Genomic DNA, 21,123 nt, shown 5'->3' with positions numbered 1-21,123 from the left:
ATGGGTCAGCATATTATCGTCAGTATCCTTATTTTCCTGGTGGCCATATTGATGACCATGGTCGGCAAAGGGGGGGGTAATTTTTATGTTGTTATCCTGGCAATGGCAGGGATTCCAATGCATCAGGCAGCAACAACGGGGCAATTTATTTTGTTTGCGGCTTCAATTGCAGCAATGGTGATTTTCCAGAAGAACAAATCCGTATCCTGGAGTCTTGCAGTGTTAATCGGTGGTACGACATCGATTGCTGCCCTTGGGGGTGGATATTTTTCCCATCTTTTTAGCGGATTTATGTTGAAACTGATTTTTGCTTTTATGCTTTTTGCTGCCGGGGCTGTTATGCTTGCACCGATCAAGAAAGAAACAGAGGGAGGCGTAAAGAACAGGTTTGGAACCATGAAAATCAAATCCGTGGGTCAAATATATGGTGTTAACTTGTGGATTGCACTCCCTGTAACTATTCTGACAGGTTTCGGTTCCGGCATGGTCGGTGTATCCGGCGGGTCCTTCCTGGTCCCTCTCATGGTTATTGCTTGCAAAATTCCCATGCATATGGCAGTTGGAACAGCATCTACCCTGATTGCTGCCACAGCCTTTATGGGTTTTTCCGGACATGCCATTCAAGGGGATTTTAATCCTGCATGGGCTGTTCCTTTGGCAATCGTAACCATTGCAGGTGGGGTGATCGGTGGCAAATTTGCTCTTAAAACAAAACCCAGACACTTGAAAAAACTGTTTGCTTATACCAATTGGCTGGCTGCTTTGTTTATGGTGACAAACGCATTTCATGTTTGAGTTTATGCAATAAAATTAATTATTGAGAAGGATTGTGAATTTATGAACAACAATAAAATTATTGTGCTACTGGGAATGCTGGCACTGGATAAAGTAAAAATAATCAGTGTGCTGGCTGTAATCTTGATGCTTTTTTTCATGACAGGTGCTTTTGCAGAAGATTATTCAAACATTCCGATCAAAGGAAGAGTGACCATGATTGATCTGGGGGCAAAAAAATGCATCCCCTGCAAAATGATGGCACCGATCATGGAAAAGATGGAAAAGGCATACAAAGGGAAAGCCGATATTATCTTTATTGATGTATGGGAAAATCGACAACCCGTAAAACGGTTTAAAATTAGGGCTATTCCAACTCAGATTTTCTTTAATGAACTTGGAGAAGAAATGTATCGGCATGTGGGTTTTCTAGATGAAAAATCCATTATTGAACAGATGACAAAAATGGGGGTTGCGGCTCCAAACCTGGGTAGTAAAGGATAGGTGCAATGCTGGACACACTTTTTTTGACCGTCAACCAATGGATGGCAGGTGGGAGTTATTTTGCCGCAATTGGCTGCTTTATTTGGGGAATGATAAGTGTATTGTTCAGCCCATGCCACCTTGCCTCTATTCCACTGATTGTCGGGTATGTTGGGGGGCAGGACAAGATGGTCAATCCGCGGCAGGCAGGATTGTATTCTGTTCTCTTTACTTCGGGGCTTTTTCTTACCATTGCATTCATCGGTATTCTTTGTGCATTACTCGGTAGAATGCTTGGGGATGTGGGGAATTATTGGCAGATTCTTGTGGGTATTATTCTCATCTGGGTTGCTTTGGGAATGTTGGGGGTTGAAAAATGTTCTTTGTCTGGGAGCCTCTTATATAAATTAAATTTAAAGGGAACATTCGGGGCTTTTGTGCTGGGGCTCGCCTATGGAATTCTTTCCGGCTCATGCACCTTTGGATTTATTGCACCGATTCTGGCAATTATTACGGTTCAAGAAAAAGTGGCTACCGGCATACTCTTTATTATTCTTTTTGCCACTGGACACTGTTTTCCCATTGTGATTGCAGGTAGTTCAACCGCTGCCGTAAAACGCCTACTTGAAAACAGCGCATGGAACGGGGCCGGTCAGTGGTTTAGAAAAATTGCCGGTTCAACGATTGTCCTTTTGGGGATTTACTTTGTTGTGACACCTTTTTTTAATTAATGGTGTAACACCCCTGGCCGGAAATTGTCTACATAGCGGTGTATACAAAATATTTAATTCCAGTTTGGCGGATGGGATGAGAAGGATATTCCCCCTTTATTTCTAACGGGCTGATCAACCGAACGTCATATTTTGTGAAGTTTGATGATATGCTACCCTATAAGTTCAAAAATTTAAATTAAGATTTCCGTATCAATATTTCAAATGCCTGTAAAGGCATTTCGACGGATCAATTTTTGTGGAAATATAATAAAGGGCATTGCATCATACTTGAATGGTAGCACGCCTTGTGTCATAATTTGTTTCACCCCGCTGATGATAGTTTTTTGTTGGCACAAATACTCTATCTGCTTGAGCCATCAAGCGCAACGGGGTTTTTATTTTTTTTGATGATGAATCGGGGTAAAATAGGAGAACGGATCATGAGCAAAGATACAGTTCCGAATTCACAACTGATAGCAGGAATTATACTGGCCCAAGAAACAATTATTAATATGCTTATCGAATCAAACGCTCTAAATAGAGATGAGGTAATCGTCAGGTTTAGCCAGATAGTGAAAGACATGGGTGATGAGCCTGGTGATATTTCTGATATTCCCCTTCGAGTTATTGCAAGGAAGCTTGCAGGGGAATCTATTGATGATCTTATCGGGTTTTCTGAATAATTTGATAAAGGATCAAAGAATGGAATGTGAAACGAGGGTAATAATCCTTGATTAAAGAAATACTTCGATATGATAAAAAAGTGACTTAACGGAGAGTCCCAAATATCGGCGGAGGCTCAAGTTCTAACCCGCATATTATAGTAGAAGGTATTGACAATAAAAGGGTTTAGCGACTAAATACACCAGCAGACATATACTCTGGTCCGTTTCAAGGATTTTAGAAGAAGGAACTTGATATTATAATAATTTTGATAACTATTTTTGCCTCATCTTTTGTTATTGCACTTTCCGGGGCCATGATGCCGGGTACGCTTCTCACCGTCGCCATCAGCGAGAGCAGTAAAAGGGGGGTTTTGGCTGGTCCTTTACTGATTCTGGGTCATGGTATCCTTGAGGTGATATTGCTGGCGGCACTCTTCATGGGCATGGCACCTTTATTCAAAGAAGAGTGGTTTTTTATCTTCATTTCAATAGCTGGTGGCAGCATATTGCTGTGGATGGCAGCAGGGATGTTTCGATCCCTACCTTTCTTGACCCTGTCCCTTGAACCGGGCGATGAAAAAAGCGGCAATATTATTTTGACCGGCATACTCATGAGCGCAGCCAATCCCTACTTTATTATCTGGTGGGCGACCATTGGTCTTGGTTATATCCTTCAGTCAAGTGAATACGGCCTTGCGGGGATCCTAAGTTTTTTCAGCGGCCATATTCTGGCTGACCTGACCTGGTATACCATAATTTCAACAGCCGTGGGAAAAGGTCGTTCCTTTTTCAGTGACAAGATTTATAGAGGGATTATCGGGTGCTGTGCCGGTTTCCTGATATTGTTTTCCGTTTACCTATTCTTTGGTGTGATCCGATATTTAAGAATTTAAACATTATTTTTAAACGATCTTATGGGTTTCTCGAATGAAGAAAAAATTAATTATTACCATTATTATCTTATCTGGAATCAGTATTTTAGGCTGGCAGATTTATCAAAAAGTTTCTGATTCCACAAAGCATTTTAAGCGCCAACGTCAAAACATACCCGTTGCCGTTGAGGTTGCGTTCGTAAAAAAAGCTTCCATACGGGAAGTGGGGGACTTTACCGGATCTTTGCATCCGCTATCTGAGTTCATTATGGCGCCGAAAATCGCCGGGCGTATCGAAAAGCTATTGGTTAATATAGGTGATACTGTCAAAAGCGGACAGCTTGTGGCCGTACTGGACAACGATGAATATTATCAACAGGTCATCCAGGCAAAGGCAGAACTGGCGGTTGCCCGGGCAAATCTTGAGGAACGAAGAAGTACGATAGAAAACGCAAAAAGAGAGTATAAACGAACCAAAGTATTGAGGGAAAAGAAGATAGCCTCTGAATCCCAGCTTGATATTGCAGGATCCGAATTTATGACCCAGCAGGCAAAGCTGAAAGTTGCTATTGCCCAGATATCTCAAAAAGAAGCAGCCCTGAAAATGGCTGAAATACGCGTTTCTTATGCTATGATTAAAATCCCTCTATACACCACCACAGGCTACAAAGTAGTGGGGGAACGCTTTGTGGACGAAGGGGCATTGCTGGAGCCAAACACTCCGATAGTTTCTATTCTCGATATCGGAAAGCTCATTGTAGCCATACATGTAATCGGACGGGACTATCCTAAAATTCAGGCAGGGCAGGAAGCGGTCATTTCAACTGATGCGTTTCCGGGAATCACCTTCAGAGGAAAGGTGATTCGCTTAGCCCCTATTCTGAAAGAAAAATCCCGGGAGGCCCGTGTGGAAATCGAAATACCCAATGAACAAAAACTTTTAAAACCAGGTATGTTTGTGAGGGTTCAAATACAATTTAATGAGAATGATAACGCCACCGTGGTTCCGATAGCATCCCTTGTCAAGAGAAATGGTGTACAAGGGGTTTTTGTAGTCGATCTCCAGGAACAAAAAGCCAGGTTTATTCCGGTTACCCTCGGTATTGTGAACGGCATCCAGGCGGAGGTGTTAAATCCAGTCATCACCGGTGCGGTGGTGACTCTGGGACATCATCTGCTGGAAGATGGAAATTCGATTATTCTGCCAGAAAATAAAAAAGCATCCGATGAGCAGCGGGAAAGTGGGGAGCATGATGCCAAGATAATCGATTCTACCAAGGGGAAAGAAAAATCGTGAACGTCTCTCAATTTTCCGTACAACGCCCCGTATTGACCGTCATGGCGTGTTTGATCGTCATCATTCTCGGCGTGGTTTCCTTGTTCAGACTTTCCATCGACCTGATGCCCGATATCACATACCCGACGCTCAGCGTTTCCACTGAATACGAAAACGCCAGTTCCGAGGAAGTCGAAGAGTTGATCACCCGACCGGTTGAGGAGGCAATGAGTGCAGTACCCGGAGTAGAAGAGGTTACTTCGGTTTCTGCTGAAGGGCGAAGCAGCGTTCGGGTTACTTTCTCATGGGGTACTAACCTTGATGAAGCGGCCAACGATATTCGAGAACGTCTGGATCGCGTTATTCCACGCCTTCCGGAAGATACCGAACGACCAAGCCTGCGAAAGTTCGATCTTGCATCTTTCCCGATTTTAATTATGGGAGTATCCAGTGATCTGGAACCAATACAGATAAGAGAAATTATTGACAATCAGGTGAAAAATCGAATTGAACGTATCCCCGGGGTGGCTTCGTTGGATATTCGAGGTGGATTGGACCGGGAAATCCATGTCAATCTGAATGCCGAAAAGATAAAAGCCCTGGGGCTTCCCATCGATCAACTTATCAGCCGACTCAAGGAAGAAAATATCAATCTTCCGGCCGGTACCATTGAACAGGAGATGCTGGATGTTACCATCAGAACGCCTGGGATTTACACCCATTTAATTGAGTTGAAAAATACGGTAGTTGCCATACGGGAAGGGGTACCCATACAGTTAAAAGAAATAGCTACCGTAGAAGATGCCTGGGAGAAAGTAACCCGGATTGTACGGATAAACGGCAAGCCGGGTGTGCGTATTTCGATCAACAAACAATCGGGGAAAAACACTGTGGAGGTAGCAACCGGGGTCCTCAAAGAGATCGAACAGATCAACCAAGACATCCCCCAGCTTCATATCATCCCCATTATCGATTCTTCAGATTATATCAAACGCTCTATAACCAATGTGGGCACAACCATCCTCTATGGCGGAGTGCTGGCTATATTCGTGCTGTTGTTTTTTCTCCGTAATATTTCCAGCACTGCCATTATTGCCACCACGATTCCAATATCGATGATTGCCACCTTTTCTTTAATGTATTTCAATGGGTTTACGTTGAATCTGATGACCCTCGGCGGTCTCGCGCTTGGTATCGGAATGCTGGTGGACAATGCCATTGTGGTGCTGGAAAATATCTTTCGGCTCAGGGAATCGGGTCAGGAGCCTGAATCAGCAGCAATAAAGGGCAGCCAGGAAGTTGTGGCTGCGGTTATTGCAAGCACATTGACCACGCTTGTCGTATTTTTACCGCTTATTTTTGTGCAAGGCATGTCCGGAATTATGTTTAAACAACTTGCATACGTTGTGACTTTTTCACTGGGTTGCTCCCTGGCAGTAGCTCTGACGCTGGTGCCCATGCTGGCAGCCAGGATAGGCACTTCAGTTACCCTTAGGAAAGGGGTCGGCACTGCTCAAGGCTGGAAGATATTTCATCTATCGGATCGGTTTTTTACCGGTATGGAAAATAATTACATCAATTTACTTAGTTTTGCTATCAACCATCGAGGGTTGATATTAGGAAGCGTATTGCTGGTGTTTTCAGGAAGTCTTTTTTTGATTCCGCTGGTGGGTGTTGAGTTGATGCCAGCGGCTGATGAGAGCGAAGTACGGGTTAATGCAGAGATGGCAGTCGGCACAAAGCTGTCTTTGGTAGACAAAACCTTTCAAAAGATTGAAGCTATCGTGAGACAAGAGGTGCCGGAGATCAAAAACACAGTATCTTATATCGGAGGTTCCTCCTGGCGGGCACAGGGAACCAATACCGGTGAGATGCGAATTGCGCTGAAACCCGTCAAAGAACGAAACCGATCCAGCGAGGAAATAGCAGCAGCCCTTCGCAAAAAACTTGTTTTTATGCCGGGAGTTACAATACGTACACGTGCCGGCCAGGGACTATTTTTGCTTAAAATAGGCACGGGGGGAGATGAAAAAGTTCAGGTGGAAGTGCGCGGGCATGATCTTGAAACATCCGACGCTCTGGCCCATAAGGTTGAAGAGATCATAGGGAATGTGGCCGGTATAACAGATACCAGAATAAGCAGGGAGACCGGAAATCCGGAAGAGCTTATTGTCGTGGACAGGCAAAAGGCAGCGGACATGAAGCTTTCGGTATCCAGGATTGCCAATATGCTGCAAACAGTGCTTTCCGGGACTTCTGCCGGCAACTATAGGGAAGGGGGAAACGAATATAGAATTCGGGTAAAAATTGAGGGTGCTGAGAAAAAAAAGCTGCGAGATATTCTGGACCTTCCCATCATCAATACAGATGGAGAGCCGGTGGTACTTAGAAACGTCGTTGATGTTCGTTCCAGGCGCGGACCTGTACTTATCCAGCGCAAAGACCAGGAACGCGTGGTCTATGTAACAGCCAATATCAGCGGCCGTGATATGGGCTCTATTTTGGCAGATGTACGGGAGGGCTTGCAATCGGTACCTGTCCCCAGAGATTTCAACATCTTTTTGGCGGGAGATTATGAAGAACAGCAGAAATCCTTTCGCGAGCTTTTGATGAGTTTTGTGCTGGCACTGTTGCTGGTATATATGGTACTGGCATCACTCTATGAGTCAATGCGATATCCCTTTGTGGTAATGTTTTCCGTGCCCCTTGCCGCTATTGGAGTGATCCTCATGTTATTTTTTACAGATACCACTTTTAACGTTCAATCCTATATCGGTTGTATCATGCTGGGGGGTATTGCGGTGAATAATGCTATATTGCTTGTGGATCACATCAATTTGCTGCGTCTGCGAGATATGCCGGTTCAAGCAGCCATTATAGAAGCCGGTAAAAGACGTCTCAGACCTATTCTTATGACAGCTACAACCACTATCTTGGCCATGACGCCTTTGGCTGTCGGTATAGGCGAGGGCGGCGAAGCCCAGGCACCAATGGCCAGAGCCATCATAGGCGGACTGATCAGCTCGAATCTGATTACGCTTATTGTGGTACCAACAATCTATGCGCTCTTTGAACGAAAGAAGATGAAATCCCAGACCTATGGCGTTATAGCGCCAGCTGAGCCCAAACTCCGGGAGACTATTAACGAGGAGCTGACATGATGGCAATTTCTTGCTTTCGAAAATTATTTGTAAGGCTGTTTATTTTGACCTTTTTTCTTTTGCCGATATCCTGTGTGATTTCTAAAGACGTATGGATCGCAGAGGATCAAATCCTGGCAGACGTTTACAGTAAAAAGAATATGCCAGCAGCAGTTGACATCAAGCCCATATCCAAACAAATCATAAATCTTCCTGAAAAAGGTCCGCTTAAAATCACTGTAGAAGATGCCATTCTTATGGCTCTTGAGAACAACCGTTCGTTGTTAGTGGAGCGGATCAATCCTTTTATTCAAAAAACTTTTGAGGATCAGGAACTGGCTGTGTTTGACCCGATTGTAAACGCAGGGGCCTCTATCCGGCGAGACGATAGCAAGACATTGAACCCGTCAGGAAGCTATTCTGATAGTTCGGTAAACGATGTCTTTGCCGGAAGCATCTCTCTTAAACAATTCTTCCCCACTGGTACATTTGTGGAAGTTGCCACCGTCACAAAAACAACAGACTCAGACCAATATAGTACACAATACGCCTCCACCCGCTTGGGGCTATCGGTAACACAGTCAATTCTGCAAGGGTATGGAACGGATGTGAACCTGGCCCGACTTCGTCAATCACAACTCGAAACAGACATTACCCAATATGAGCTTCGTGGATTTAGCGAATCGTTATTGGCACAGGTTGAAACCACCTATTGGGATTATGCACTTTCCCTGCGGCAGATGGAAATTGTAGAGGAATCACTTAAGCTTGCCAGGCAGCAGATAACAGAGACCGAAGAGATGATCCGGGTGGGGGCCACAGCAGAAGCAGAGCTTGCTGCAGTACAGGCCGAAGTTGCCGCACAGCAGCAGGGGCTGATCGATGCAAAAAGTACTTTGGAATCTAACCGGCTCCGGCTTATCCGGTTGCTTAACCCTTCAGGGGATAATCCCTGGGAAAGAGATATCATTCTGGTGCATCCACCAACATTGCCGGAAATAAAATATGATGAAGTAGGGGCGCATGTGGCGGTAGCTATGAGGATGCGACCGGAGATGAACCAGGCAAGGATAGATATTCAAAAAAATGACATTGAAATCGTTCGAACCAAAAACGGACTGCTTCCCCAAATGGATCTTTTTATTACCCTTGGGAAAACCGGATATGCCAACTCCTTTTCAGGGTCTGTGAATGACATTAAAGATGACAGCTATGATATGATGGTGGGGCTCAATTTTGAATACCCAATTTTCAACCGCAATGCCAGTGCGCAACAAAGAAGAGTTCTTCTTAGTAAAGACAGGGCTGAGATGGCTTTAGACAATCTCAAGCAGATAATAGCGCTTGATGTCCGAAATGCTTATATTGAAATTAATCGCACAAAAGAACAAATTTCCGCCAGCACTGCAACAAGAAAGTTTCAGGAAGAAAAACTGCGGATTGAAACCGAAAAATTCAGGGTGGGCCGCTCCACTAATTTGTTTGTGGCTCAGGTCCAGCGTGATCTTCTCGTAAGCCGTATTAACGAAGTTCGGGCTGTAGTTAACTACCTTAAAGCGACCGTACATTTCTACCGGATGGAAGGCTCTCTTCTAGAACGCAGGGGTATAAATGCCCATGGCCACAGCCCTGTTAAAATGTGATCTATATATTGGAGTTGAATATGGAAACATGGCCGAGGATACTATCCTTGGATCATATAGAGGAATTGAAACTCAGAGAACCGTATAATCAAATAATTTTCTTTGGCGGGGGTTACAAAAAATCAGGTGGTTGATTTGGGGAGTCATACTTTTCTTGACAAAAAGGAACTTCCTCTTCATTAATAGGGATGGTTTTTCTCAATTGAGAGAAAATGGTGTTAAGTTCAAGGTGTTATGATGGCTTGAGATTGTGTGGAATCTCACAAGGACAAAGGACTTGGAATCATAATAGGGTTCCATTTATCTGTGATTTTGAAAGGTGGAATAGTGACAACTCGTTCTCTGCTGTTTGCCATAGTGGTTGGCGCCGCCCTGGTGATGACTTTGTTTCAACCTGTATTTGCTGATGCTGTTTTGGCCCGTACCCAGATCAATGCCGTCTGTGAAGAAATCGACACGCGCGTTGCTGAGATCAAAAGTCTGAAACATGCAAAAAATCTCCAACAGGCCTTTGATAAACTGGAAGACTTGAATACCTATATTGAAAATAATCTTCAAAATACCTTTTATGATAAGATTCAGGTGGTTCGTCGAGAAGATCCAACGTATACGCCTCCCCAAATCCAGATAGACCTGGGGGTGGAATTCACCACAGAGTACTGGGATGGAAGAATCGAACAGGCCACGAAGTCTCTTAAGGATGCAACAGGCGCGCTCAAGGGCATCCCGGCCATGAAGACGCTTGATTTTCATAACAAGACTTTTGTCGTGCTCAAGGCTTTGAAAAACACCTTCTCCAATGTAAAAAGTGTGGTTGAGGACGTGGCCTCCCTAAATCTTGTCGGCCTCACGAAAGACACCTGGGAAGCGCTCAACGGTTTTATTGATGATTACACGGCCATTGAAGATGCTAACCTGCAGGCCGTCAACACCAATCTGTTCAAGATGGAAATCGAAACCCTCATCAGAAAGGCCAAAAAAACCCTTGAACTGATGCGGGATGCAAAAAGCAGTTACCTCAAGTACCGGTATGACATCGCTCTTTTCGACTGCCATTTGCGCAATATTGCCCACTATACTGACAGTGCTGTGAAAAACCCGGTCTGGCCGCTGGATTTCAACAACCAGGACTATACGTTTAATCCAGAACCCTATAAAGAAGCATTGGACCGGCTGTCTGCAAACTTTTTGGCAGAAGAATTCTGTTGGAGCCAGTTCGTCAAGATTTATTCCGGCATCATGGCCGAGGCCCTGGAAGAAAAAAATCAGGTGGTTGAAAATATCAATACCTCACCAGAGCCCCAGGAGAACAAGACAGGTTATCTGAATGATGTAACGGCCAACTGGGGGTGGCTGTCAGACCATGCCCAAAACATGTGGGACGAGTTTGACACAGCCCGGCTGGTGGCCTGGAATACCTATGACACCCTGTCCGATGCAGTTGATGGTCTGGAAACACAGATTATGGCCCTGGAGAGTTCTTATTGGGACACCCAGGGCTTTGTCCGGGAAAGCCTGGACACCTTTGACGAGGCGTTCAACGGGATCATTCAGACCAATCTTCCTTCTTTTTCCGGAAACAACCCGTATTACCTGATGCGGGAATATGACCCCACGTTTCCCCTGTCCGAGTTGAGAGCATCCTTTGAAATGCCGGATACGACCCCGGATATCAACGACTACTCATTCCGGACATATCCAGATGCCCTGAACCGGCTGGCTGGTGCTTACCTGACCATGGGTCAGGCCGGCCTGACAACAGATTCCACCCGGACCTATTCCGGATCGGGCAATCCCGTTGCCCAGTTTGCCGCAAGTCCCCTTTCACAACCTCTCATGGACGCTGTCGGGTCCAACCTGGACGTCCTGGCAACCCAGGTAGACCATTACGAAACCTTTATGGCCAGTAAACACGACATCCTGATGGAAATTGAAAACACACGAACTGCATGGGAAATCGCTGTGGAAGCACTGGCCAGCCACGCAGATGACAATTGGATTTCTCTGTGTACCAGGGGCGATACCATACGGGGGAATGCTGAAATTTTCTGGGATGCCATTCATCTGGATGTGGTCCTGGCAGATGCGGATTCCGATTTTAGTGCCACCCTGGCCCGGCGGAAGATTGATTCGGCAGTGGAATACATTGATGGGCAAGCGGCCTTTAACCAGGATCTTGCGATCTCTGGGGTGCTGCTGCAGCGCCTGCAAAATGATCAGACACTCCGGACCCTGGTCCAGTTTATTATCGGAGACTATACCGTCTTGCCGGCTATGCCGTCGGAGCAGGGGTATCTTGATTTTTTAAAACAACTTGAATACCTGGCCGCTTTTTATAACCTGAGCGACCTTGAACGGGTCATGGATCTGCGAGCCGAAGCCAAAGCACTTTTCCAACAGGTTTTTGCCGAAGCATCTTCTCTCAATAGCTGGATAAACCGGGATAATCCATACTGCGTCATGCCTGAAAATTTAGATGTTTTCAATGCCTTGATTGATGCGGTTGGCCTCTATAGCGATCTTTACGTGCAAGATGCTCTGGACGGCTTTCCCGGTTGGGCAGCCGGGGCCCGGAAAACATTAAACACGTATTGGCCCGTGACCTCTGGTGACGATATCCGGCCCAACGTGATTCACCACACCCCGGGTATGAACAGCGAGAATGTGTCAGTGTACCAGACCATCCGCGTTGGATTCAATGAGCCCATGGACGAAGCCACCCTGGTGTCTCCCTTCGTAACTCTCAAGGCCAACGGTGTTGAGAAGTCGTATCAGGATCGTTACGATACAGCTTCTCGTACCCTTTTTGTGACGCCCGGTCACTTGCTGCCCGACACCACGTACACCCTCACCCTGAATGAGGGGTGCACAGACCTTGCCGGCAATGCTCTGGTTGAAGAATCCTGGTCGTTTACCACAGAATCTTTTGACCTGGGCACACAACCGGTGGTCATTGACATCACCGGTGTGGCAGACGGTGGAACCTATGCTGAGCCGGTTACCATCGGGATACAGGTCTCGAGCGGCGGGTACCAGGCCACGGTATGGCGTGATGGCCAGAGCCCTCAACCAGTCATCGACGGCGCTGTGGTATCAGCACGGGGCCGGTATGACCTGCAGGTGGAAACTCCCCAGGGGAATCGCAGGCTCTCGTTTATCATGGGCATCCCCTTGGAAGACGCCGCCATGGACGTGGCCAATGAATACGCAGCACCCACAAGACCAAGGAGCGTTGTAAGCGACGAATACCTGGGGATAGGTCTCCGGTACCTGGTTGAGGGGACACATTATTACTACAGTTCGGGCGGCAAGGTATACCGTTTTGACATGCTCACGGGCCAGGACATCTACCTGTTTGATGCGGACGATTATTACACCACCATCGGCGGAATAAACGGAGCGCCTTCCACCCGGTGCTCTTTTCTGGACGTGGCTGAACCCTGGGTACTGTACGTCAAAAATACCGGAATCGAAGGCCCAGGAGTGGACCCGGCCGACAAAACATTTTCCCTGTTTCTGTACAACACTGATACACAGGCCAGCACAGCAGTGCCAACCGGTTCCGCCAGCATTACGTCCGGCCTGATTCACCGTGAAACCGTTGTGTGGCTGGATTCAACCGGTGCAGCCCCGGTTATTCGATCCTGGAAAATCGGGGCATCCCAGCCCCTGGTGCTTCACACAATTACCGGCCTTGAATATTGGCAGAAGCCATTGATACAGGGTTTTACCGGTGACCACCTTGTTTTTGAAATCAGTGACGGCGAGAACTATACGGCCATTGATACCGATGGGGTTAATGGTGTGGATTACCGGGAGCCTAAGGGGGAAAGTCTTCATGTTCTGGATACCCGGACCGGAAACGTGTCCGATCTGGTGAGCCATGATCCCCAGGCGCCGGTTCGCATCCATAACGCCGCGACGGTTCAAGGGAGGGCGGTGGCCCTGGTCTATGCCATGCACGGTAATGTCGTTGGCAATTTCTGGAACGACACCTGTGATGATAGCAAACTAAGGGTGTTTCATCTGGATTCCCAGGCGGTTTTCACAGTGAGTACCAAACCCCAGGTCTGGCACTTCCAAATTTCTGAAAGTCTGGTGTACTATATGGAACGGAACAACGCACCGCCATATTCCCTGTCCGGTATTCAGCTGACAAGCGACATGACCCCCACAGCCTATGATTTGTTTACCCATCGGACCTATCCAGTGGATTTAGGGGCGGCGTCCGGGCATTTCGCTCTGTTCGGCGATTCTCTGATCAGTGATGATGATACCCCCCGGGTGGTGGCTCTGGGGCCGTCAACCAGCAGTGTCTCCATATCCAACACCCAGCCTGCAGACGGGACCCTGGATGTTCCGGTATCCACCCGTATCACGGCTGTTTTCTCTGATGACATGAATCCAGATACCCTGACCAGCGAGTGGATTGCCCTGACACGTCTTGACAAAGACAAGAATTTTATCGCCCGGGATCCGGTGGTTATGTCGTATGATGCTGCCACCCGGACGCTGAGCCTTGATCCGGGAATCCTGGCTTCGGGAGCTGACTACCGGGTTACGATTTCCGGCAATGTGCAGGATGCCGGCGGTGCTGTGCTTGGTGCTTCCTACTACTGGGGATTTACAACCCAGGACGTGGACGGTCCGACCCTGGTGAATTCCGTGCCGGCGTCCAACACAACGGTCCTGCCGCAAGGGGGACGTATTCAGTTGATTTTTGATGATCTCATTGACAGCGATTCCATTGTCGGCAACGTGCTTCTTAATAAGGGTTCATCGCCCATCGACTTTACATTTTCCGGTGGGGGGAGTCATACTGTTTCGCTCATGCCAGTAAGTCCGTTGGATCCCGGCACAACCTATACCATTGCGATCAACACCGGTATCACTGATATGGCAGGTAACACCCTGACCCACCCTGTTACCCTCTCCTTTACCACGGTGAGCCATGCACCGCTGTCTGTGAACGGAAAATTAATAACGGCTGACCAGATGATGGGCGGGATTTACGAAACCGCATTGCCCGGAGGGAGCAGCGAGCAACTTGATGGCAGCTATGTCCAGGATGTGGTTGCCAGTCCGGACGGCGCGTACCTGTATTTTATGTCCGGAAACCTGCAGGTCTGGAACCGTCAGACCCAGGTCATCTCTGCGTCGGAAAATGATTTTCTCTATCGTTTTACGCCGGATTTTCTTCCTGACGGAAGCCGGATCATTTATGCGAGAAACCGCAGCGGTTTAGCCGGCACGGAAATAATCAGCAACTCCCTGGCCGGGGATAATCCCCAGGTGATCGTTGCCGTTCCGGATGGAACCGTGACCTCTGTTGCGGTGTCGCCCAGCGGGACTCAAATTGCCTTTGCCGTCAACATGGGGTTTTCCAAGCCCCCGGAAGTCCGGGTGTTTACCCTGGCGACCCAGCAGATGGCAGTCTATATCGGCGGTGACATCCCCCATTGGTCACCCAGCGGCGATAAAATTTATGCCTTTGCCAATTCTGCGGATACGGCATTTGAATGGGCTGTTGTCAGCCTGCTGCCGGATCTGTCTTCTGCCACCTTTATTGCCAGGGTGGATGGTGCTTCATCGTCAGCAGTCTCTCCCACAGGACGGTTTCTGACGTATTTTTCAAACAATGGCCTGTCTGTGGTGAGCTTGTCCTCGGGCAGTCAGGTAGATGTTCTGGCCTGCACCCCGGCGAATATGGGGACAGTACGTCTGTTCTGGACATCTGATGAAACACACGTTCTGATACCTGCCATGGGCGTTGAGAGCCAGAACACCATCGGTGCCTATGCAGTGAACATTGCCAATCGTTCTGTTTCTACCATGACGTCCATTGATGGCGGCATGCCGGCCATGCCCATGGATTTTCTGGAAAATCCGGGTTCAGCATCGCCCGATCCGGTAGCGATTCAGGTGACCAACATCTCCTCGGGCAATGCAGCATCTGTCACCCTGGACTGGTCTTCCTATGCGGACACTGCTGCTGCCAGCTTCCGGGTATATACGTCTGACCATCCGTTTTTTACGGTCAACGGGATGACACCCATCGCAACGCTTACCGGCAAGACCTATGCAGATACCTCCCTGAATTTTGGTGTTGCCGCTTATTATGCGGTTACCCCCGTATTGGCGGGCGGTACTGAAAGCATTCTTGTTGAACCTTTTGGCCCGGTGAGCGTGGATGACCAGGATGGTTTGAACGACGCATGGGAATATTTGTATTTTTCCTCTCTTGACCAGACCGCAGATGATGACCCGGATAACGATACCCTCACCAATGCCCAGGAGGCTGTCAAGGGAACCAATCCCACTATGGCTGATACAGATGGCGATTTGGCCCCGGATGGTGTGGAAGTCGATCTTGGCATGGATCCAAACGTCAAAGATGTAATGCCCATTGTTTTGACGGCTCCGGGTGCGGATGTGGCCGTGGATCAAATCATGACCCTGAGCACCAGCGGCGGGTCTGGATCATACAGCTACACGGTGAATGACACACGGGTCGCCACAGTTGGTTCGCAAGGGCAGGTGACCGGGGTATCTAAGGGAACGGTAACCCTTACGGCACAGGACACCCTGTTCCCCACCCTGGTGTCTAATGACGTTAACATCAATGTGGTATCCGAGAGTTTTGATATCCGTCCGTCCGGGCCGTATACGCTCCAGAAAAACGGATATCTGGATCTAACGGTTGCGGGGGGAAGCGGGTTCTACACCTGGACCCTTTTGAAAACAGATGCAGCCACGCTAACTCAGTCCGGAGCCGGCTGCCGGTTGGCCTCCACAGGAACCGAGGGAACGGTTACCATTCGTATCTCTGATGAACTGGTACCGGAACGTGAAACGCTAACCGTGACCATAATTGTTGCGTCCATTCCCGGGGATCTAAACGGAGACTCACGGGTGATGCTGGACGATGCGATCCTTTGCAACCGCGTTATGACTCATGGTCAACCGTCTTCAACCGTCAATATGGACGGCGATACCAACAACAACGGCCAGGCGGAGATGATGGATGTCCTGTATATTCTCAAGGCCATTCGCTGATGCAGATCGAATCTTGAATAGGGAAGATCACACCCAACCTTTTAAAATCCTTTATCGGAGCCGAGGCTATGGACCTGGTAAAGATGCCCTTCGGACGGGATCTGCCTGTTGGAGCCCGGCATGGAGCTGGCGTTGCTGTCCTGCAGGGCAGATACCGCTTTTAAGCAAAAGGATCTATTCCCTGCGGTAAAATTTTGCATGTCCATTGGAACTATAGTGTTCAATATGCTAAAATCCCGGGTAATGGTCAGGGACAAATTCATCATTTGAATATAGCAGTTGATCTATATCCAGTGTGATATCAGAAAAGTCATCATAATTGTTATCATACCCACAAACAGAACAGACGCTTGTGTGGGGAGATAACAACATTCCGCAATCCATACAAAAGTCTTTGGACATTGTTTCCTCCTTAACAAGAAATTTATATTTGAATCGGATTTGCACAATTAAAAATGTCAAATCCTTAAGAATTTAAAAAAAATATAAATTCACATTTTATTGTGTCAAGAGTGAAAACGCCCTAAATCTGAAGCCTAATCCTAAAATAATTTACTGACACGAAAATGTACTGTAAGATAAAGGTTTTTAATCCCATAGGTGTCCAGCTGCATTCGAACAACATGATTATCCGATATGCCAGCGGGATAACTTATCATGACCGGATACTCTCCTGACAAAATACCGTCACCATTGCAACGCCGGCATTCGTAAACACCGACCCGCCCTTGCCCAAAACAGGAAGGGCAAGTCAGTTGCGCAGGCAGTGCAACTTTAATTTGTCCACCCCAAAACGCCTGCTCCGGTGTTAATGTTATGACAACATTGAAATTTTCTTTCTGTTCACTCCCAGGTCGGGATGTCTGCCTGAAATTACTGAATATTCTGTCAAACAATTCATCAAATGACGGCCGACAAGAATGAAAAGATCGTGCAAGACTTGCAGTTCCCAGATCCATAGGTGCTTCCTGGTTAGGTATCATCGGCTCGACATGTCCCTTACGGCCAAAACGTATGCTTTCCCCATACCGGGGTTTCAACTTTTTTTTTTGATTCAAAACCTCAAGGTCATGGGTCTGCCGTTTAATCGGATCTGAGAGTACAGAATATGCCTCCTGAATCGCAAGAAACGGAGAATGGTTTTTCCCGTAATGATCTGGATGATACTCTTTGGCAAGTCTTCGGTATGCGTCTTTGATATCATCCAGTGTCGCCTCTGAAGTAATTCCTAAAACAAGATAATAATCCTTGGGCATAATATCACCCCTTGATAAAAATTCTTCAATTGAACAATATCAAGATTCATATTGTATGATGAATATCTTGAAAAGTTAACTAACTGCCTTTTATAGAAAACTGCTGTTATTGAAATGCCTCCATACATTTCCCTTTTTCAATAGTGGTTTTAAGGTCGGTTATGTTTTTATCGTACAGGTTGAAAACATATTCAAGCTTTTGGAAAATATTGTCATCTTCACCAACAAGACGTCTGGTTTTTTCCATTAATCGACAGCCCAATTCCTGGAAATCTTCCATTTCCTTTAACAGTGTTTTGCGGTTTTCATGCCTTTCCTTTTCCTGGGCAATTACCGGATGTAATTGGTTTATGGAAAACTCTACAAGGACATCCCTTGGCAGCTCGTATTCCCTGGCAAAGGTATCCAGTGCACTTAAACAATTTCTGCTTAAAACAAATGTTTTTTGCCTCCGCTGACTCCGCTTGGGTTGATAATTCTTGGCCTCGTCAGCTATTTTAACCAAAAAGTTCTTGTCTTCAACCAGACTATCAAAGATTGATTTTTGTTTTACACCAAGTTGGTTTGCAACGGCGCTAAGCAAGTTGATGGTATGTTTGGGAAGTGTAAACGTTGCCCGAACCGATTGCATCCCTTTTAGTGCATCGAAAGAAAGAGTTGTTTTTTTTAATTTCGATTCATTCATCATTTCGGGCCTCCTTTTAAAAGGAAAAATAATCTATACGCATTACTTTGTCAATAAAAATGTAATTCATAATGAAAATTTTATTGACATACAATTTTTTATGTTTATTTTAGCGTCAAATTCAAAGTGAGGTCGAATTAAACCTAAGCCTCACAAACCAAAACAATAACAGAAAAGGAGACGGAACTATGTTTACAGGAATCAGTGAAATCGACAGAATGTTCGGGGCCATGAATCTGTTCCGGAACAGAATGGACAGACTCTTCAATGATTTTGACGGGTCCTATCTCTATGATCCTGCTTTCAGGCTGACGTCTAATTCACCCAGAACCAACCTTCTGGAAAATGGTGACAACTTTGAAGTACAGGCGGAAGTTCCAGGAATCTCAAAACAGGACCTGAATATCAAAATCCAGGGCAACTACCTGGAAATCAGCGGCAAACGAATCGTGGATACCCCTGATGGTTACAACATCCATAGGAATGAAACCGGCGGCAGTACATTTTCACGCAGTTTCACTCTGCCCGCTGACGTAGATGCGGAAAAAGTTGAAGCAATGATGAAAGACGGCATCCTGTATCTTAAACTGCCGAAATCAGAAACTGCCAAGCCCAAACAGATCACTATCAATTAATCGATGAAGGAATAGTATAAAATTGATTAGGAGGTTATCATGAGCGACAGAAAAGAAATTGCCAAAAAAGAAGACAAATCTATCGAGAAAACCAGAGCGTTGAGATCAGCAATACCCACTGTTGATATCTACGAAAATGATGATGAAATCCTGCTGCATGCAGACATGCCAGGTGTTAAAAAAGAGGATATCTCTGTGAATATCGACAATGGAACGCTTTCCCTTTCCGGTGTTCGGCGGTTTGACAATAAAGGGGTTTCCAAATGGGAGGAGTTTTCGGATGTTGAATATGTCAGAAGCTTTTCTGTTCCCCAGAGCATTGATGTCGAACAGGTGGAAGCTGAACTTAAAGACGGTGTGCTCAAACTGCACCTTCCCAAATCTGAAGTGGCCAAACCCAAGATGATCGAGATAAAAACTGTATAGGATTTACGGTCAGGACACCATCTCTAATTGCAAGGTGGCTGCGGGGATAATCTAATACGTCTCATCGCAGCCACCTTAAGCAAAAACAAAAAAGGAGGTGACAAATGGATATTAAAAAATTTGCACCATGGAATTGGTTTAAACGGGAAAACGACGACAATGGCCACGCTATTCCTGTAGCGTACAACAGGAATAAATCAAACAAAGGCCACTCACCCCGATTATTGAGCGGATCCCGCGATGAAGTAGACCGAATGTTTGATGATTTTCTCAACGGTTTTGGATGGTCCCCCCTCAGAGACCGTTCACGCATGCTTGAGGGAATTACAGGCAGTGTATTAAAACCAAGGCTTGATCTGGGTGCGACAGAAAAAGAATATACGGTTTCTGTGGAGATCCCCGGCGTCAGTGAAAAGGATGTGAGTCTTGAACTTGTTCATGACACTCTGATCATCCGTGGAGAGAAAAAACAGGAAAATGAAGAAAAAAATAAGAATTTTTACAGGCTGGAAAGATCCTATGGCTCTTTCCAACGCACCTTGTCATTGCCGGAAGATGCCAATAGAGACGATGTTAAGGCGGATTTTAAAAACGGTGTATTAAATATTATTATCCCTAGAATGGAACTTCCCGGAAGCCGGGCCAAGCAGATTGAAATTAAATATGCCTAACCCCTTGATATGGGGTGTAATTTCATGCTGAAGTCAGGAATATCAAAGTGAAAAGCAGGCTATTATTCATTACTGAAGAAAAATTTTTTAAAAAAATAATAAAACTGTATTGACATGAAAAAAAGCGGAATTAATTTAGGCTCAAATACAGATGGTTTTGTGGGAGTATCGGCTTTACAGGTAGAATAGACGGCACCTTAACTCTTTCATGAAAACGTTGACTCTACTTTCCTTAAAAGGTTCCCGCAACAATTTAAAACACCCTATCACAGGAGGAAGACTTATGTTTACAAGAATCAGTGACATAGACAGATTGTTCGGGACCATGAATTTTCTCCAAAAGAAACTGGACAATCTCTACAGTGATTATGGAAGATCATCCGGTTACAGGTGGGAATTAGAACAAACCTTTCCCCGGACGAATTTCTATGAAAACGGCGATAGTTTTGAAATCAGGGCTGAAGTGCCCCGGCTTGAAAAGAATGATCTTAATGTTAAGATTCAAGGGAACTATCTTGAAATCAGCGGCACCAGAGAATCGGATGCCCCCGAAGGCTATAAGACCCACAAGACAGAACGAGGGATTGGATCTTTTTCTCGAAGCTTTACCCTGCCTGCAGATGTGGACTCCACAAAAGTTGAGGCCACATTGAAAGACGGTGTGCTTTATCTCATTCTTCCCAAGCATGAGGCGGCAAAACCCAAGAAAATCAGCATCAGTTAAACTTCAAGATAAAGTCAGAAAAAGGAGGTTTACCATGGACAAGGCCCAGGAAATCGCAAAACAAGACGAAAAAAGCATTGAGAAAACACGTGGCGTATACGAAG

General features: G+C 46.3%; 16 protein-coding genes. 13 read left to right on the top strand and 3 right to left on the bottom strand.

Annotated elements, in window-relative coordinates:
* From Q1Q15_RS14865 to Q1Q15_RS14825, 9 genes are all read left to right on the top strand, one after another.
* Entirely contained in the window at positions 1 to 795 is a 795-nt protein-coding gene (locus tag Q1Q15_RS14865; protein ID WP_300461487.1) for a sulfite exporter TauE/SafE family protein, read from the top strand.
* A 42-nt stretch (positions 796 to 837) separates the two neighbouring features.
* Positions 838 to 1,278 carry a thioredoxin family protein gene (locus tag Q1Q15_RS14860; protein WP_300461483.1) on the top strand — a complete coding sequence of 147 codons (441 nt, stop codon included), beginning with the start codon at positions 838 to 840 and terminating at the stop codon, positions 1,276 to 1,278.
* A gap of 5 nt (positions 1,279 to 1,283) precedes the next feature.
* On the top strand, positions 1,284 to 1,988 hold the full coding sequence (locus Q1Q15_RS14855) for a cytochrome c biogenesis protein CcdA (RefSeq protein WP_300461480.1): 705 nt from the start codon (positions 1,284 to 1,286) through the stop codon (positions 1,986 to 1,988).
* Positions 1,989 to 2,410: 422 nt separating this feature from the next.
* Entirely contained in the window at positions 2,411 to 2,653 is a 243-nt protein-coding gene (locus Q1Q15_RS14850; protein WP_300461477.1) for a hypothetical protein, read from the top strand.
* Between the two features lie 248 nt (positions 2,654 to 2,901).
* Positions 2,902 to 3,528, top strand: coding sequence for a LysE family transporter (locus Q1Q15_RS14845; protein WP_300461474.1), 627 nt, complete (start codon positions 2,902 to 2,904; stop codon positions 3,526 to 3,528).
* A 34-nt stretch (positions 3,529 to 3,562) separates the two neighbouring features.
* Positions 3,563 to 4,804, top strand: a complete 1,242-nt coding sequence (locus Q1Q15_RS14840) for an efflux RND transporter periplasmic adaptor subunit (protein ID WP_300461471.1) — start codon at positions 3,563 to 3,565, stop codon at positions 4,802 to 4,804.
* Positions 4,801 to 7,944, top strand: a complete 3,144-nt coding sequence (locus tag Q1Q15_RS14835) for an efflux RND transporter permease subunit (RefSeq protein WP_300461468.1) — start codon at positions 4,801 to 4,803, stop codon at positions 7,942 to 7,944. Before Q1Q15_RS14840 ends, Q1Q15_RS14835 begins: the two co-directional genes overlap by 4 nt.
* Positions 7,941 to 9,566 (top strand): TolC family protein, encoded by a 1,626-nt coding sequence (locus tag Q1Q15_RS14830; RefSeq protein ID WP_300461465.1) that lies wholly within the window; start codon positions 7,941 to 7,943, stop codon positions 9,564 to 9,566. Before Q1Q15_RS14835 ends, Q1Q15_RS14830 begins: the two co-directional genes overlap by 4 nt.
* Before the next feature lie 327 nt (positions 9,567 to 9,893).
* Positions 9,894 to 16,622 (top strand): Ig-like domain-containing protein, encoded by a 6,729-nt coding sequence (locus Q1Q15_RS14825; RefSeq protein WP_300461463.1) that lies wholly within the window; start codon positions 9,894 to 9,896, stop codon positions 16,620 to 16,622.
* A gap of 228 nt (positions 16,623 to 16,850) precedes the next feature.
* On the opposite strand, the gene Q1Q15_RS14820 is transcribed toward Q1Q15_RS14825, so the two are convergent.
* The 3 genes from Q1Q15_RS14820 to Q1Q15_RS14810 all read right to left on the bottom strand — a co-directional run bounded on the left by Q1Q15_RS14820 (position 16,851) and on the right by Q1Q15_RS14810 (position 18,566).
* Complete coding sequence (locus Q1Q15_RS14820) at positions 16,851 to 17,024, bottom strand: hypothetical protein (protein WP_300461460.1); 174 nt, start codon at positions 17,022 to 17,024, stop codon at positions 16,851 to 16,853.
* Between the two features lie 140 nt (positions 17,025 to 17,164).
* Positions 17,165 to 17,878, bottom strand: a complete 714-nt coding sequence (locus Q1Q15_RS14815; RefSeq protein WP_300461457.1) for a DnaJ domain-containing protein — start codon at positions 17,876 to 17,878, stop codon at positions 17,165 to 17,167.
* Between the two features lie 106 nt (positions 17,879 to 17,984).
* Positions 17,985 to 18,566, bottom strand: a complete 582-nt coding sequence (locus tag Q1Q15_RS14810) for a hypothetical protein (RefSeq protein WP_300461454.1) — start codon at positions 18,564 to 18,566, stop codon at positions 17,985 to 17,987.
* A gap of 185 nt (positions 18,567 to 18,751) precedes the next feature.
* Between Q1Q15_RS14810 and Q1Q15_RS14805 the strand changes: the two genes are divergently transcribed.
* The 4 genes from Q1Q15_RS14805 (at position 18,752) to Q1Q15_RS14790 (ending at position 21,019) form a co-directional block, all read left to right on the top strand.
* Entirely contained in the window at positions 18,752 to 19,198 is a 447-nt protein-coding gene (locus tag Q1Q15_RS14805; RefSeq protein ID WP_300461452.1) for an Hsp20/alpha crystallin family protein, read from the top strand.
* A 39-nt stretch (positions 19,199 to 19,237) separates the two neighbouring features.
* Complete coding sequence (locus tag Q1Q15_RS14800; protein WP_300461451.1) at positions 19,238 to 19,624, top strand: Hsp20/alpha crystallin family protein; 387 nt, start codon at positions 19,238 to 19,240, stop codon at positions 19,622 to 19,624.
* Positions 19,625 to 19,728: 104 nt separating this feature from the next.
* The gene (locus Q1Q15_RS14795) at positions 19,729 to 20,295 is read left to right on the top strand and encodes an Hsp20/alpha crystallin family protein (RefSeq protein WP_300461449.1); all 567 of its coding nucleotides are present in this window, start codon (positions 19,729 to 19,731) and stop codon (positions 20,293 to 20,295) included.
* 283 nt (positions 20,296 to 20,578) lie between these two features.
* On the top strand, positions 20,579 to 21,019 hold the full coding sequence (locus Q1Q15_RS14790; RefSeq protein ID WP_300461448.1) for an Hsp20/alpha crystallin family protein: 441 nt from the start codon (positions 20,579 to 20,581) through the stop codon (positions 21,017 to 21,019).
* Positions 21,020 to 21,123: the final 104 nt, after the last annotated feature.

It is taken from the genome of Desulfobacula sp. (assembly GCF_030145145.1).
Classification (GTDB): domain Bacteria; phylum Desulfobacterota; class Desulfobacteria; order Desulfobacterales; family Desulfobacteraceae; genus Desulfobacula.
Note: the sequence above shows the minus strand (reverse complement) of the source record. Positions and strands in the feature narration are given on the sequence as shown.

Coding starts and splice junctions, on each gene's coding strand:
- Q1Q15_RS14850 (WP_300461477.1), top strand. CDS start 2,411: ATGAGCAAAGATACAGTTCCGAATTCACAACTGATAGCAGGAATTATA.
- Q1Q15_RS14810 (WP_300461454.1), bottom strand. CDS start 18,566: ATGATGAATGAATCGAAATTAAAAAAAACAACTCTTTCTTTCGATGCA.
- Q1Q15_RS14855 (WP_300461480.1), top strand. CDS start 1,284: ATGCTGGACACACTTTTTTTGACCGTCAACCAATGGATGGCAGGTGGG.
- Q1Q15_RS14860 (WP_300461483.1), top strand. CDS start 838: ATGAACAACAATAAAATTATTGTGCTACTGGGAATGCTGGCACTGGAT.
- Q1Q15_RS14865 (WP_300461487.1), top strand. CDS start 1: ATGGGTCAGCATATTATCGTCAGTATCCTTATTTTCCTGGTGGCCATA.
- Q1Q15_RS14820 (WP_300461460.1), bottom strand. CDS start 17,024: ATGTCCAAAGACTTTTGTATGGATTGCGGAATGTTGTTATCTCCCCAC.
- Q1Q15_RS14815 (WP_300461457.1), bottom strand. CDS start 17,878: ATGCCCAAGGATTATTATCTTGTTTTAGGAATTACTTCAGAGGCGACA.
- Q1Q15_RS14805 (WP_300461452.1), top strand. CDS start 18,752: ATGTTTACAGGAATCAGTGAAATCGACAGAATGTTCGGGGCCATGAAT.
- Q1Q15_RS14795 (WP_300461449.1), top strand. CDS start 19,729: ATGGATATTAAAAAATTTGCACCATGGAATTGGTTTAAACGGGAAAAC.
- Q1Q15_RS14840 (WP_300461471.1), top strand. CDS start 3,563: ATGAAGAAAAAATTAATTATTACCATTATTATCTTATCTGGAATCAGT.
- Q1Q15_RS14800 (WP_300461451.1), top strand. CDS start 19,238: ATGAGCGACAGAAAAGAAATTGCCAAAAAAGAAGACAAATCTATCGAG.
- Q1Q15_RS14830 (WP_300461465.1), top strand. CDS start 7,941: ATGATGGCAATTTCTTGCTTTCGAAAATTATTTGTAAGGCTGTTTATT.
- Q1Q15_RS14790 (WP_300461448.1), top strand. CDS start 20,579: ATGTTTACAAGAATCAGTGACATAGACAGATTGTTCGGGACCATGAAT.